Genomic DNA, 13,925 nt, shown 5'->3' with positions numbered 1-13,925 from the left:
GTTGGAGCTGACTGGTACTAATAGGCCGAGGGCTTGTCCTCAGTTGCTCGCGTCCACTGTGTGGTTCCCGGGTTGCGAACAGTCGCACCGGTTGAACCAGTAACACCCTTAAATTGAAGAGTGTGCTTGTTCGCTTGGAACACCCGATGGTGTTTCGGTGGTCATAGCGTTAGGGAAACGCCCGGTTACATTCCGAACCCGGAAGCTAAGCCTTTCAGCGCCGATGGTACTGCAGGGGGGACCCTGTGGGAGAGTAGGACGCCGCCGAACAATCTTTCAAGGACCTTTGGTCCCAGCGTTCACGCTGGGACCAAAGGTCCTTTTTGTTTTTCCCCGAAGCGCGCCCGCCATCAGGGTGCGTGAGAATGACTGCGGTACCCGAAGACAGGAGTCACGTCGATGTCCACCAACTCTCCCGACGGTCGCTCGGGCGGCGAGCCGCGTCGCGGTGGAGGCCCCCGCGGCCCGCGCGGCGGCGGTTTCGGTCGCCGTGACGACCGCGCCGGCGGCGGTTTCCGCCGTGACGACCGTGGTCCCCGTCGTGACGATGACCGTGGTGGTTTCCGCCGCGATGAGCGTCGTGACGACCGTCCGTCCTTCCGTCGCGACGACGAGCGCGGCGGTTTCCGTCGCGACGAGCGCCGTGACGACCGTGGCCCGCGTCGTGACGACGACCGTGGCGGCTTCCGCCGCGATGACCGCGCCGGCGGCACCGGCGGCACCGGCGGCGGTTTCCGCCGCGATGACCGTGGTGGTCGTCCGGGTGGTGGCGGCTTCGGCCGTCGCGACGACGACCGTGGCGGTTTCCGTCGCGACGAGCGCCGCGATGACCGTGGTCCCCGCCGTGACGATGACCGTGGTGGTTTCCGTCGCGACGACCGTCGTGACGACCGCCCGTCGTTCCGTCGCGACGACCGCCGTGATGACCGTGGTCCCCGTCGTGATGACGACCGTGGTGGTTTCCGTCGCGACGAGCGTCGCGACGACCGTGGTCCCCGCCGTGACGATGACCGTGGTGGTTTCCGTCGCGACGACCGTCGTGACGACCGCCCGTCGTTCCGTCGCGACGACCGCCGTGATGACCGTGGCCCTCGCCGTGATGACGACCGTGGTGGTTTCCGCCGCGATGAGCGCCGCGACGACCGTCCGTCGTTCCGTCGCGACGACGAGCGCGGCGGTTTCCGTCGCGACGAGCGCCGTGACGACCGTGGCCCGCGCCGCGATGACGACCGTGGCGGTTTCCGCCGCGATGACCGTCGTGACGACCGCCCGTCGTTCCGTCGCGATGACCGTGGTCCCCGCCGTGACGACGACCGCGGTGGCTTCCGCCGCGATGACCGTCGTGACGAGCGCCGCGACGACCGTCCGTCCTTCCGCCGTGACGAGCGTCGTGACGACCGCCCGTCGTTCCGTCGCGACGAGCGCCGCGATGACCGTGGTCCCCGCCGTGACGACGACCGCGGTGGCTTCCGCCGCGACGACCGCCGTGACGAGCGTCGCGACGACCGCGGCCCCCGTCGTTCCTTCCGTGACGACCGCCAGGGCGGCGGCTACCGTGGCCGCGACGAGCGTTCCGGTGGCTACGGCCGCCGTGACGACCGGGACCGGGACCGTGGTGACCGCGAGCCGGTGAAGCGGCTGCCGATCCCCGAGGACGTGACCGGCGACGAGATCGACGCCGACGTGCGGCAGGAGCTGATGAGCCTGCCCAAGACGCTCGCCGAGGACGTCGCCCGCAACCTCGTCATGGTCGCCAACCTCCTCGACGAGGAGCCCGAGCAGGCGTACGCCTACTCGCGCGTCGCCCTGCGGCTCGCCTCCCGTGTTGCCGCCGTGCGCGAGGCCGCCGGTTTTGCCTCGTACGCGACCGGCAAGTACTCCGAGGCCCTCGCCGAGTTCCGTGCCGCGCGCCGGATGACCGGCTCGGTCGAGCTGTGGCCGATCATGGCCGACTGCGAGCGCGGCATGGGCCGCCCGGAGCGTGCCCTGGCCATGGCCGGTGAGCCCGAGGTCCAGAAGCTGGACAAGGCGGGTCAGGTCGAGATGCGCCTGGTCGCCGCCGGCGCCCGTAAGGACATGGGTCAGGCCGAGGCCGCCGTGGTCACGCTCCAGAGCCCCGAGCTGGCGTCGAACGCCGTCCAGCCCTGGACCGCGCGCCTGCGGTACGCCTACGCCGACGCGCTGCTCGAGGTCGGTCGTGAGACCGAGGCCCGTGAGTGGTTCGCCAAGGCTCTCGAGGCGGACCAGGGCGGCACGACCAACGCCTCCGACCGGCTCGCCGAGCTGGACGGCGTGGAGTTCACGGACGCCCTCGAGGAGGACGCCGAGAACGAGGCCGAAGCCGAGGTCGAGGTCAAGGACGAGGTCAAGGACGAGGTGGCCGAGCCCGCCGAGGCCGAGGACGTCGAAGAGGCCAAGGACGCCAAGGACGCCAAGGACGAGGAGTCCGGCAGCCAGGGCTGATCGCTGACGTGATCGACAAGGAGGGCGGCACCCCAACCCGGGGTGCCGCCCTCCACGCGTATCCGCTCAGTTCAGGGCCAGGCTCCGCAGCACCAGGCCCGTCGCCGGCTTGGGGCCGAACGACGTCGACTTGCGCGGCATCGTCACGCCCTGCTCGGCGAGCTCGCGCACGACGTCCTCGTGGACGGGGTGCATCAGCACGGCCGTCCCTTCGTGGCGCACGGCCTGCCGTACGGCCGCCGACGTGTCGTGGATGTAGCCGATGTGCTCCGGGTCGTCCGGCACGTTCCAGATGTGCTCCAGCAGCAGCGAGTGGAGCACCGTCGCGTCCAGCTCGCGCCAGGCCCGGGGCCGGTCGGCGGGGACGGTCCGTTCGAGCAGGGCCGGGTCCGGGTGGTCCAGGAGGTGGAAGCGGCCGTCGCCGGCGAGGACGAAGGCGTTGCCCGGTCCGGCGGCGGCCTCCGCGAGGGCGCCGAGGGCGTCCTCCAGCGGGCCGTCGATCGTGCGGACGCGGAAGGCGCCGCCCAGCGCCTCCAGGGCCGTGCGGACGGGGAGCTTGTGGAGCAGCCGGTGGATGGCCCGTACGCGCAGGGGGTAGCGGGCGGTGTCCACGAGGAGGACGAGGCCGAAGTCCCAGGGGCCGGGTGCGGGTTGCTCGGCGCGCAGGCGCAGGTAGGTGGCCCAGCGGTGGTGGCCGTCGGCGATGAGGGCGTGCCGGTGGGAGAGGTCCTCGTCGATGAGGGCGAGGTCCCGGGCGTCGGTGATCGACCACAGGCGGTGGGCGTAGCCGTCGTCGGTCGTGGTGGAGAACAGGGGGTCCGTGAGGATCACCCGCTCGATGACGGCCGCCGTGCTCTCGGTGCCGTCGTCGCTCTCGGTGCCGTCGTCGCCGCGGTAGGAGAAGAGCAGGGGCTCCAGGTTGGCGGCGGTGTCGCGCATCAGCGCGGCGCGGTCCTCGATGATGTGCGGCATGACGTCCTCGTGGGGCAGGACGACGCCCTCCTCGCGCGGGGTGAGCCGCAGGGCCCCGATGAGGCCGCGCTGGAGTATGCCCTCGCCGCGCTGCTCGTAGACGTAGAGCGCGGGTTCGGGGTCGGGGGCGAGCACCCGCTCGTCCTGCCAGCGGCGCAGGGTCTCCGCGGCCTGGCGGTGGCGGTCGGCGGCGGTGGCGGCCTGGGGGAGGATGAGCCGGACGATGTTGTACGGGTCCGCGGTCTCCAGGAGGCGCAGGCCGTCGGGGCGGACGACGACGTCGTACGGCGGGGAGGTCACCGCCGCGAGACTGCCCACTCGTTCGGGAACGTAGCGCAGTCCTCGGAAGGGCGCGAGCCGGAGCCCGCGTGCTGCGGATTCGCCGGTGCCGTGGCCTGGAGTGCTCATTGTGAAATGTTATGTCCCAGGGCCGGATCGGCAATGATCCGGGAAGAGACATGCAGCACAGAGGAGCGATCACCCCATGAACGACAGTGTCCGGACCCGGCCCGACGGCAGCGAGCGGCCGCTGAGCACGGCCTATGACACGGCCCTGCTGGACCTCGACGGCGTGGTCTACGCCGGTGGTGAGGCGATCGCGCACGCCGTGGAGTCGCTCGGCACGGCGCGCGACGGCGGGATGCACCTCGCGTACGTGACGAACAACGCGGCGCGGACGCCGGGGACCGTGGCCGGGCATCTGACGGAGCTGGGCATTCCGGCGGAGCCGGGCGATGTGATCACCTCGGCGCAGGCGGTGGCGCGGCTGATGTCCGATCAGTTGCCGTCCGGATCCCGGGTGTTGGTGATCGGCGCGGAGGGGCTGCGGGTCGCGCTGCGGGAGCGCGGGCTGGTGCCGGTGGAGTCGCTGGACGACGATCCGGCCGCCGTCGTGCAGGGGTACGGCGGGCCGGACATGCCGTGGTCGCGGCTGATGGAGGCGTCGTACGCGGTGGCGCGGGGACTGCCGTGGTTCGCCTCGAACACGGACCTGACCATTCCGAGCGCGCGCGGTATCGCGCCGGGGAACGGCTCCGCGGTGGAGGTCGTGCGGATAGCCACGGGGGCCGAGCCGCAGGTGGCGGGGAAGCCGCAGCCGCCGATGCACCGCGAGACGATTCTGCGCACCGGGGCGGAGCGGCCGCTGGTGGTCGGCGACCGGCTCGACACGGACATCGAGGGGGCGTTCGTCGGCGGTGTGGACTCGCTGCTCGTGCTGACCGGGGTCACGACGGCCGCGACGCTGCTCGCGGCGCGGCCGGAGCACCGGCCGACGTTCGTCGGGGAGGACCTTCGGACGTTGCTCCAGCCGCATCCTGCGGTGTCCGGTTCCGCCGGTGAGGGTTTCCGCTGTGGCGGGTGGACTGCCTCCGTCGAGGACGGTGAGCTCGCGCTCGACGGCCAGGGTGAGCGGATCGACGCGTTGCGGGCGCTGTGCGCCGTAGCGTGGACGGCGGCGGGCGAGGGCTCCTGCGCCCTCGACGCCGGGAAGGCGCTGGCGCGGCTGGGCTGGTAGCGGGGCGGGCGGGGCCGGGCGGGGGTGAGGGGCTTCGCCCCCGGGCCCTCGGGCCCCGGATCCGCTCAGCCCGTGAGTTCGGCCAGGAGGTCTTCCTCCGTGGCGCCCCGGCGCCAGTAGCCGGTGAAGGTGATCGCGCGGCGGTCGATGCCGCGGTCGCCCACGAGGTGGCGGCGGAGGGCGCGGACGGTGCCGGATTCGCCGGCGATCCAGGCGTAGGGGGTGCCCGGGGGCAGGTCCGCGGCGCGGACGGCGTCCAGGGTGGGCGCCTCGCGGTGGGTGCCGCGGATCAGCCAGGTGATGTCCGCGTCGGCCTCCGTCTTGAGGTCCTGGACGTCGTCCGGGTGGCCGACCTCGATCCAGACGCGGGCCGGGGTGCCCACCGGGAGCCAGGCGAGGATGCCCGCGACGGCGGGCAGCGCGGACTCGTCGGCGGTGAGCAGCACCCAGTCCGTGCCGGCCGGCGGCTGGAAGTCGGCGCCGCCGTTGTCCTCGGCCACCGGGCCCAGGACGGCGACGCGGTCGCCGGGGCGGGCCGTGCGGGACCAGAGCGACGCGGGCCCGCCCCGGTGGCCGTCGCCGTCCCCGTGCTGGACGAAGTCGACGTCCAGCTCGTCCGGGTCGTGGCGCAGCTCGCGCACGGTGTACGAGCGCATGACGGCCCGGACCGCCGGGTCCTGGCGGCGCCACTCCGCGTACCAGCCGGTGCCCAGGTCGTCCGGCAGGACGGGGGCGTCCTGGCCGGGCTGCGGCAGGAAGAGCTTGAAGCGCTGGTCGCGGCCGTCGGTGACCATGTCGCCGAGGCGGTCCCCGCCCAGGGTGACGCGGACGAGCGAGGGGCTGACCCGCTCGGTCCGTATGACGTGGAGGTCGAACCAGCGGTAGGGCGGGGTGGGGGCGGCGTCGCTCATCGCGGGGGCGGTCCTTTCCGGGGGCGGGGGTCAGGAGGTCTTCTTGGCCTTCTCGACGGCCGCGGCGAGGCCTTCGAGGAGCGGCGCGCAGCCGGCGTAGGAGAAGCGGGGCTCGCTGAGCCAGGGGGTGACCTGGCCGGCCTTGACGGCGGGGAGCCGTTCCCAGGTGGGCTTGGCCGCGAGGTCCTTGGGCTGGAGGGCGGAGGTGCGGCTGTCCAGCAGGATCACGTCGGGCCGGTACTTGTCGGCGTTCTCCCAGCTGAGGCTCTCGAAGTAGCCGCCCTGGTCGGTCTTCTCGGGGACGACGAAGTCGATGCCGAGCTCGCGGAAGTACATGAGGTCGGCGTTGACGGCGGGGTTGGAGACGTAGAAGAGGTCGGCGCTGCCGGAGGCGGCCATGACCTTGACGGGGTTGCCCTTGGCGGCCTTGCGCAGGGTCTCGGCGGCCTTCTCGAAGCGGGCCTTGGCGTCGGTGACCTTGCGGTCCTTCAGGTCCGCGCCGAGGGATTCGGCGAGGGCCGCGTAGCGCTTGACGGTCTCCAGCATGGGGACGCGGGAGGCGGTGAGGGCGACGCTGGGGGCGAGGGCCAGGATCTTCTTCTTGCTGTCGTCGGGCACGTACCAGAGGGCGTCCGGCTCGTACATGTTGGTGACGAGCAGGTCGGGGTTCAGCCCGGCGTACTTCTCGACGTTGAACTCGCCCCAGGCGTTGCCGAGGACGGTGAGCTTGTCGACGGCGAGGTCGCCGGCCTGGGGGTCGGGCTTGCCGTCCTTGAGCTTGGTGGGGCCGAAGACGCCGACGCATTCGACGCCGAAGTCGTGGAGGGCGGCCGCGGTGCCGGTGAAGGCGACGATGCGGCGCGGCGTCCGGTCCTTCCTGACGGTCCGTCCGCGGTCGTCCTTGAAGGTCCAGGGGCCCTTCTTGCCGGCCGCCTGCCCGCTCTCCTCACCGGAGTCCGACGATCCGCCGCCCCCGCAGGCGGTGAGGAGGGCGCTGAGGCCCAGGGCGCCGCCGGCGGCCAGGAGGCCACGGCGGGAGGGGTTCGCGATGCGGGGGGTGCTCATGGGTGGTGCTTCTCTCCGTGAGGATCAAGAGTGTGAGGGTAGGCTAACCTAACCAGGTGTTGGTCGACACTTCTCCTCAAACCAGTAACGCCCCCCGAACCGCCGCCGCCCCCGAGGCCGTACCCCGTGGCAGAGGCGCCCGGCGCCTCGCCGGGCTGGTCGTCTCGACGGGCGTGCTCCTGCTGGTCGTCGTCGCGTCCCTGGCCGTCGGCGCCAAGCAGATCCCCGTCGACCAGGTCTGGCACGGGCTGTTCCACTACACCGGCGCCGACGCCGACGTGGTCGTCCGCGACGTCCGCGTCCCCCGCACCGCCCTCGGGCTGCTCGTCGGTGCCGGACTCGGCCTCGCCGGCACGGTGATGCAGGCCCTCACCCGCAACCCCCTCGCCGACCCCGGGCTGTTCGGCATCAACGCCGGCGCCGCGGCCGCCGTCGTCTCCGGCGTCAGCTTCCTCGGCGTCACCTCGCTCACCGGCTACGTGTGGTTCGCCTTCCTGGGCGCCGCCGCCGTCTCCGTCGTGGTGTACGCGCTGGGCGGCAGCCGGGGCGCCACGCCCGTACGCCTCGCCCTCGCCGGCACCGCCGTGACGGCCGCGCTCAACGGCTACGTCTACGCGGTGCAGCTGATGGACACCGCCGCCCTGGACCGGATGCGCTTCTGGACCGTCGGCTCCCTGGCCTCCGCCAACGCCACCGTCGTCCGGCAGGTCGCCCCCTTCGTCGTCGCCGGCATCGTGCTCGCCCTGCTCCTGGCGCGGCCGCTCAACGCCATGGCCCTCGGCGACGACCAGGCCCGCGCCCTGGGCACCCGGCTGACCGCGACCCGCGTCCTCGCCCTGCTCACCGTCACCCTCCTGTGCGGCGCGGCGACCGCCGCCTGCGGGCCCGTCGTCTTCGTCGGCCTGATGGTGCCGCACGTCGTCCGCTCCTTCACCGGCCCCGACCTGCGCTGGGTCCTGCCCTACGCGGCCGTCCTCGCACCCGTGCTGCTCCTCGGCTCGGACATCGCCGGCCGGATCCTCACCCGCCCCTCCGAACTCCAGGTCGGCATCGTCACCGCGCTGATCGGCGGGCCCGTCTTCATCCACCTCGTACGCCGCCGGAGGATGGCCCAGCTGTGAACACCACCGATTCCCGGCCGGCCGTACGGGCGCTGCGCACCCGCGGCGGGCTCTCCATACGCTTCGCGCCGCGCGCCGTGCTCGTCGCGGCCCTGCTGCTGGCCGCCGCGCTCGCCGCCTCCGTGGCCCTCATCGGCACCGGCGACTACCCCATGACCTTCGCCGACGTCCTCCGCACCCTCACGGGCGGCGGGACGGAAGCGCAGGAGTTCATCGTCCACGACCTGCGGCTGCCGCGCGTCCTCGTCGGCCTCCTGGTCGGCACCGCCCTCGGACTGGCCGGCGCCGTCTTCCAGTCCGTCTCCCGCAACCCGCTCGGCAGCCCCGACGTGATCGGCCTCGGCCAGGGCTCCTCCGTGGGCGCGCTCACCGTCATCGTCCTCTTCCACGGCGACCCCGCGGCCGTCGCCGCCGGAGCCGTCGCCGGCGGACTGCTCTCCGGCGCCGCGATCTACGCCCTGGCCTGGCAGCGCGGCGTGCACGGCTACCGGTTCGTCCTCGTCGGCATCGCCATGTCCGCCGTCCTCGTCGCCGTCATCGGCTACCTGCTCACCAAGGCCAACCTCACCGACGCGGCCCGCGCCACCGTCTGGATGGTCGGCTCCCTCAACGGCCGCGACTGGAGCCAGGTCTGGCCCCTGCTCGGCGTCTGCGCCGTGCTCGTCCCCGCCGTCCTCGGCCACGGGCGGAGCCTGCGCATGCTGGAGATGGGCGACGACTCCGCCTACGCGCTCGGCGTGCCCGTCGAACGGACCCGGCTGGTCACCACGGGCGCCGCCGTCCTGCTCACCGCCGTCGCCACGGCCGCCGCCGGACCCATCTCCTTCGTCGCCCTCGCCGCGCCCCAGCTGGCCCGGCGCCTCACCCGCTCACCGGGCCCCAACCTCACCGCCGCCGCCTCCACCGGCGCGGCCCTGCTGGTCGGCGCCGACTGGGCCGCGCAACGCCTCTTCGGCGCCGACCAACTGCCCGTCGGCGCGCTCACCGGCATGCTCGGCGGCTGCTACCTGCTGTGGCTGCTCCACACCGAGCGCAGGGCGGGACGGGTATGAGCACGTACGCACAAGGAGAGAACCCCATGAGCCGGCTGTCCGCCGAATCCGTCACCCTCGCCTACGACGGGCGGGTCATCGCGGAGGACCTCTCCGTCGCCGTCCCCGACAACTCCTTCACCGTCATCGTCGGCCCCAACGCCTGCGGCAAGTCCACCCTGCTGCGCGCCCTGTCCCGGATGCTCAAGCCGCGGGCCGGCTCCGTCCTGCTCGACGGCGCCGCCATCGGCTCGTACCCGGCCCGCAAGGTCGCCCGTACGCTCGGTCTGCTGCCGCAGTCCTCGGTCGCGCCCGACGGCATCACCGTCGCCGACCTCGTCGCCCGCGGCCGCCACCCCCACCAGGGGCTGCTGCGGCAGTGGTCGCCCGAGGACGAGCGGATCGTCCAGGAGTCGATGGCCGCCACCGGCGTCGCCGCCCTCGCCGACCGGTACGTCGACGAACTCTCCGGCGGCCAGCGCCAGCGCGTGTGGATCGCCATGGCCCTCGCCCAGCGCACCCCGCTGCTGCTCCTCGACGAGCCGACGACCTTCCTCGACATCCAGCACCAGATCGAGATCCTCGACCTGTGCGCCGAGCTCCACGAGAACCAGGGCCGGACCCTTGTGGCCGTTCTGCACGACCTCAACCACGCGGCCCGCTACGCCACCCACCTGATCGCCATGCGCGACGGGCGCGTCGTCGCCGAGGGGGCGCCCGGCGACATCGTGACGGCCGAGCTCGTGGAACGGGTCTTCGGGCTGCGCTGCCAGGTCATCGACGACCCGCAGACCGGGACCCCGCTCGTCGTGCCGGCGGCGCGGCGCGTTTCCACGGGGGTGCGCGTCTCCACCGGGGTTACAGGATCGAGCGCAGCCGCAGCACGTCCCGCAGGCCCGCCTTCAGCCTGACCCGGCCACCGGCCCAGGCCCGCGCGAAGTTCAGCTTTCCGTCGACCAGGGCCACCAGATCGTCCCCGGTCATCTCCAGGGCGATCTCGGCCCGCCGCTCCGGGACGCCCTCCACGGTCCGCACCTCCTTGAGGTGCCCTTCCCGGAGATGGCCCACGAAGGTGACGTCCAGGTCCGTCACATGGCAGCTGAGCGAGCGGTCGGGCGCGGCGGCGGCCCGGAGCTCGCCGCTCGCGCCCGCGAGGTGCTCCGCCAGCCGGTCGAGTGCGCCCCGGCACTCTTCGATCGTCGCCATCGCCATGGACGGTACCCCAGGCGGGCGGGAACGCAGGAGTAACACCCGCGACCGGGTAGCGTCGGGTTCATGACCGACTCGACACCGCCCTCCCTGGAGTCTCCGGAGTCTCTGGAGGCCCTGAAGTCTCTGGAGGTCCTGGAGACCCTGGAGGCCCTGAAGTCTCTGGAGGTCCTGGAGACCCTGGAGGCCCTGGAGTCCCTGGGGGATCCGGAGACCCCGGGGGCCGCCGTGCAGGCACCGGAGGCACCGGAGGCCCCGGAGCCTCAGCCGCTCGGCGTCGAGCGCGTCCCCACCGGCGACCCCGGCGTGGACGCCCACCTGGCCCGGCTCGCGGACGCCGACCACCTCGACGCGAGCGGTCACCTCGCGGTGTACGAGGATGTACACCAGGGGCTGCGCGACGCGCTCGGCGCGCTCGACCGGCCCCCGGGGCCGCCGCCCGGCCCCGCACGTCCGTACGACAACAGGAGCTGAACCGCCCGTGGCAGTGACCCGCCGCCGACTCGACGCGGAGCTGGTGCGCCGCAAGCTGGCCCGTTCCCGCGAGCACGCGAGCCAGCTGATCGCCGCCGGCCGGGTGACGGTGGGAGGGACGACGGCGACCAAGGCCGCCACCCAGGTGGAGACCGCCGCCGCCATCGTCGTCTCCCAGGACGACAGCGACCCCGACTACGTCTCGCGCGGCGGCCACAAGCTCGCCGGCGCGCTGGCGGCCTTCGTGCCGCTCGGCCTGAAGGTCGAGGGGCGCCGCGCGCTCGACGCCGGTGCCTCCACCGGCGGGTTCACCGACGTGCTGCTGCGGTCCGGTGCCGCGCACGTCGTCGCCGTCGACGTCGGTTACGGGCAGCTCGCCTGGTCCCTGCAGAGCGACGAGCGCGTCACCGTGAAAGACCGTACGAACGTACGCGAATTGACGCTGGAGCAGATCGACGACGAGCCTGTCGATCTGGTCGTCGGTGATCTGTCCTTCATTCCGCTCGGGCTGGTGCTGCCCGCGCTCGTGCGCTGCTCCGCGCCCGACGCGGACCTGGTCCTCATGGTCAAGCCGCAGTTCGAGGTCGGCAAGGAACGCCTCGGCGCCGGCGGCGTGGTGCGCAGCGCCGAGCTGCGGGCCGAGGCGGTGCGCGCGGTCGCCGGGCGCGCGGCCGAGCTCGGGCTCGGCGTACTCGGGGTTACCGCGAGCCCGCTGCCCGGGCCGTCCGGCAACGTCGAGTACTTTCTGTGGCTGCGCGCCGGTGCGCCTCAACTGGACCCGGCGGATGTCGACCGTGCAGTGGCGGAGGGGCCCCGTTGACCACTTCAGAAGCACCATCCGGACGTACTGTCTTCCTGCTCGCCCACACCGGTCGCCCGGCGGCGATCCGCAGCGCCGAACTCGTCGTCCAGGGGCTGTTGCGTTGCGGCATCGGCGTGCGGGTGCTCGCCGAGGAGGCCGCGGACCTGCCGCTGCCGGCCGCGGTCGAGCGCGTCGAGGCCGGGCCGGGGTGCGGCGACGTTCTGGCGGGTTGTGAGCTGTTGGTCGTGCTCGGCGGCGACGGCACGCTGCTGCGGGGCGCGGAGTTCGCGCGCAGCTCGGGGGTGCCCATGTTGGGCGTCAACCTCGGGCGGGTCGGCTTCCTGGCGGAAGCCGAGCGGGACGATCTCGACAAGGTCGTCGACCGGGTGGTCACGTGTGCCTACGAGGTCGAGGAGCGGATGACCCTCGACGTGCTGGTCCGTACGGACGGGCGCGTCGTGCACACCGACTGGGCGCTGAACGAGGCGTCGGTGGAGAAGGCGGCGCGGGAGCGGCTGCTGGAGGTCGTGACCGAGGTCGACGGGCGGCCGGTTTCCCGTTTCGGCGGGGACGGGGTGGTGTGCGCCACGCCCACCGGGTCGACGGCCTACGCCTTCTCGGCCGGTGGGCCCGTGGTGTGGCCCGAGGTGGAGGCGCTGCTGATGGTGCCGATCAGTGCCCACGCTCTTTTCGCCAAGCCGCTGGTGACGGCGCCGGACTCGGTGCTGGCGGTGGAGGTGCAGCCGCAGACGCCGAAGGGTGTGCTGTGGTGCGACGGGCGGCGCAGTGTGGAGCTGCCGGCGGGGGCGCGGGTGGAGGTGCGGCGGGGAGCCGTGCCGGTTCGGCTGGCGCGGCTCCATCACGCCTCGTTCACGGACCGTTTGGTCGCGAAGTTCGCCCTTCCCGTGGCGGGGTGGCGGGGGGCGCCGCACTAGGCCGCCGGGCCGTACCCACCGTCCCGCGCCGTCAGGCGCGGGAGACCCCCACCGGCGGTCAGTTGGACGTCAGGCGTGCCCGCGCCTCCGCGAGAGCGGAGTCGCGGCCCGACGCCAGCTCGTCGTCCGTGAAGACCGGCGTACGAACGTCCGGCGCGATGCCGTCCCCGTCGTACGACACCCCCGTCCGCGGGTCGCGGAACTCCTCGTTCGGCAGCCCGAACGTCCAGCCGTTGGGCAGCCGGCGTTCCATGACGTCGGAGAACGAGCCGTTCGTGTTCGCGCCGATGCGCGTGGGCCGGGAGGGGCGGCCCATGAGGGCCTGGGTCGTGGTTTCCCCCGCGCTGATCGTCAGGCGGCCGGTGAGGACGGCCAGCGGGCCGGTGTAGACCGGACCGCCGCGGTGCGGGAGCACCCGGACCGGTTCGGCCGGGGTGAACTTCCGGGGGTCCTTCGCGTCGTCGCGCGCCTGCTTCAGGTACGCCGTGTACGGCCGGTCCGTCAGCCGTTCGGCCACGTGGAGGCCGAGGCGGTCCGAGCCGCCGCCGTTGAAGCGGAGGTCGAGGACGAGGCCGCGCAGGGCCTTCGGGCCGGTGGTCCGCTCGTGGGTGAGGACGGCGTCGAGGGCGCGGTCGAGCTCGGCGCGGTCCGCCGCGAAGGTCTCGTCGTCGGTGTAGTTCAGGAAGCCGGTCAGACGGAGGTAGCCGATGCCGTCCGGGAGCTCGGCGAAGGAGATCTTGCCCCTGCCCCATCGCTGGAGGCGGTCCTCCCCGACGCTGTGGGCGATCGACGTGTCGATGCGGCGGATCAGCTCGCCCGTCGGGAACGGGGTGTCCTCGCGGTGGCCTCCGAAACGGTCCTCCGGGCCCTCGCCCTTGACCAGGTACGTGTGGCCGTCGTGCAGCGGCTCGATCATCGCTCGCAGGATGCCGAACAGCTCCTGGTCGGTGGTCCGGTCGGTGACCATCGGCCGGTAGTGGTCGCGGACGGCCCGCCAGTCGATGTGCTTCATGGCGAAGAAGGGGTAATTCTCCGCGTACGTCTGCCAGAAGACGTCGAAGACCGCCCGGGGGTCCTTCGCCGGGCGCGGGGCGCGGCACGCGTCCGGCAGCGCGGGGATGCGCCGCAGGACGCGGTGGCCGACGCTGCTCGCGTAGCTCAGCCGGGCCCGGCCCGGGCCGTCGGGGGCGACCGTGGCGGTGGCCTCCCCGAGCGCGGTGACCTCGCCGGGCAGACAGCCGACGGACGTCGTCTCGTATGCGCGCAGGAGCCGGCCCCCGTTCTCGACCGAGACGACCGTGCCGTAGCCGTCCGTCCGCCACACCCCGTCGAGGGAGGCCGTGGGGCGGGCGGTCGCCGTCGGCGTGGCGGTGAGGACCACGGACGAGGCCAGGAGGGCGAGGGAAACGCTTTTGATCATGATGTA

General features: G+C 73.0%; 13 protein-coding genes, 1 rRNA gene and 1 pseudogene. 10 read left to right on the top strand and 5 right to left on the bottom strand.

What is annotated here, in order from left to right:
* Positions 1-153 precede the first annotated feature (153 nt).
* The 3 genes and pseudogenes from rrf to IE096_RS31095 all read left to right on the top strand — a co-directional run bounded on the left by rrf (position 154) and on the right by IE096_RS31095 (position 2,463).
* Positions 154-270 (top strand): 5S ribosomal RNA (rrf, locus tag IE096_RS30550).
* 129 nt (positions 271-399) lie between these two features.
* Positions 400-1,029 (top strand): annotated as a pseudogene (locus IE096_RS32255) (hypothetical protein); the annotation flags it as partial.
* Between the two features lie 609 nt (positions 1,030-1,638).
* Entirely contained in the window at positions 1,639-2,463 is an 825-nt protein-coding gene (locus IE096_RS31095) for a tetratricopeptide repeat protein (protein WP_194515551.1), read from the top strand.
* A gap of 66 nt (positions 2,464-2,529) precedes the next feature.
* On the opposite strand, the gene IE096_RS30540 is transcribed toward IE096_RS31095, so the two are convergent.
* Complete coding sequence (locus IE096_RS30540; protein ID WP_189457245.1) at positions 2,530-3,843, bottom strand: DUF1015 family protein; 1,314 nt, start codon at positions 3,841-3,843, stop codon at positions 2,530-2,532.
* Between the two features lie 76 nt (positions 3,844-3,919).
* Here IE096_RS30540 and IE096_RS30535 point away from each other — a divergent pair, with 76 nt between their 5' ends.
* Positions 3,920-4,951: an HAD hydrolase-like protein gene (locus tag IE096_RS30535; protein ID WP_189457243.1), complete on the top strand. Its 1,032-nt coding sequence runs from the start codon at positions 3,920-3,922 to the stop codon at positions 4,949-4,951.
* Between the two features lie 65 nt (positions 4,952-5,016).
* On the opposite strand, the gene IE096_RS30530 is transcribed toward IE096_RS30535, so the two are convergent.
* Complete coding sequence (locus IE096_RS30530) at positions 5,017-5,862, bottom strand: siderophore-interacting protein (RefSeq protein ID WP_189457241.1); 846 nt, start codon at positions 5,860-5,862, stop codon at positions 5,017-5,019.
* Between the two features lie 30 nt (positions 5,863-5,892).
* Positions 5,893-6,927: an ABC transporter substrate-binding protein gene (locus IE096_RS30525; protein WP_189457240.1), complete on the bottom strand. Its 1,035-nt coding sequence runs from the start codon at positions 6,925-6,927 to the stop codon at positions 5,893-5,895.
* A gap of 59 nt (positions 6,928-6,986) precedes the next feature.
* On the opposite strand from IE096_RS30525, the gene IE096_RS30520 reads away from it, so the two are divergent.
* The 3 genes from IE096_RS30520 to IE096_RS30510 are packed head-to-tail and all read left to right on the top strand — an operon-like array spanning position 6,987 to position 9,990.
* Positions 6,987-8,048, top strand: coding sequence for a FecCD family ABC transporter permease (locus IE096_RS30520; RefSeq protein WP_229820738.1), 1,062 nt, complete (start codon positions 6,987-6,989; stop codon positions 8,046-8,048).
* On the top strand, positions 8,045-9,100 hold the full coding sequence (locus IE096_RS30515; protein ID WP_189457235.1) for a FecCD family ABC transporter permease: 1,056 nt from the start codon (positions 8,045-8,047) through the stop codon (positions 9,098-9,100). Before IE096_RS30520 ends, IE096_RS30515 begins: the two co-directional genes overlap by 4 nt.
* 26 nt (positions 9,101-9,126) lie before the next feature.
* Positions 9,127-9,990, top strand: a complete 864-nt coding sequence (locus IE096_RS30510; RefSeq protein WP_229820730.1) for an ABC transporter ATP-binding protein — start codon at positions 9,127-9,129, stop codon at positions 9,988-9,990.
* Here the strand turns inward: IE096_RS30510 and IE096_RS30505 are convergent.
* A complete protein-coding gene (locus IE096_RS30505) occupies positions 9,938-10,285 on the bottom strand; it encodes a sterol-binding protein (RefSeq protein WP_189457233.1) in 348 nt (115 codons plus the stop codon). The two genes, IE096_RS30510 and IE096_RS30505, sit on opposite strands and share 53 nt — an antisense overlap.
* A gap of 69 nt (positions 10,286-10,354) precedes the next feature.
* Between IE096_RS30505 and IE096_RS32035 the strand changes: the two genes are divergently transcribed.
* The 3 genes from IE096_RS32035 to IE096_RS30490 are packed head-to-tail and all read left to right on the top strand — an operon-like array spanning position 10,355 to position 12,499.
* Positions 10,355-10,762: a hypothetical protein gene (locus tag IE096_RS32035; RefSeq protein WP_308430400.1), complete on the top strand. Its 408-nt coding sequence runs from the start codon at positions 10,355-10,357 to the stop codon at positions 10,760-10,762.
* 13 nt (positions 10,763-10,775) lie between these two features.
* Complete coding sequence (locus tag IE096_RS30495) at positions 10,776-11,582, top strand: TlyA family RNA methyltransferase (RefSeq protein WP_189457261.1); 807 nt, start codon at positions 10,776-10,778, stop codon at positions 11,580-11,582.
* Positions 11,579-12,499, top strand: a complete 921-nt coding sequence (locus IE096_RS30490) for an NAD kinase (RefSeq protein WP_189457231.1) — start codon at positions 11,579-11,581, stop codon at positions 12,497-12,499. The genes IE096_RS30495 and IE096_RS30490 overlap by 4 nt, the downstream gene beginning before the upstream one ends.
* A 58-nt stretch (positions 12,500-12,557) precedes the next feature.
* Here the strand turns inward: IE096_RS30490 and IE096_RS30485 are convergent, their stop codons facing one another.
* The gene (locus tag IE096_RS30485; protein ID WP_189457229.1) at positions 12,558-13,919 is read right to left on the bottom strand and encodes a S41 family peptidase; all 1,362 of its coding nucleotides are present in this window, start codon (positions 13,917-13,919) and stop codon (positions 12,558-12,560) included.
* Positions 13,920-13,925 lie beyond the last annotated feature (6 nt).

Origin of the sequence: Streptomyces abikoensis, assembly GCF_014648775.1 — a bacterium.
Classification (GTDB): Bacteria; Actinomycetota; Actinomycetes; order Streptomycetales; family Streptomycetaceae; genus Streptomyces; species Streptomyces abikoensis.
Note: the sequence above shows the minus strand (reverse complement) of the source record. Positions and strands in the feature narration are given on the sequence as shown.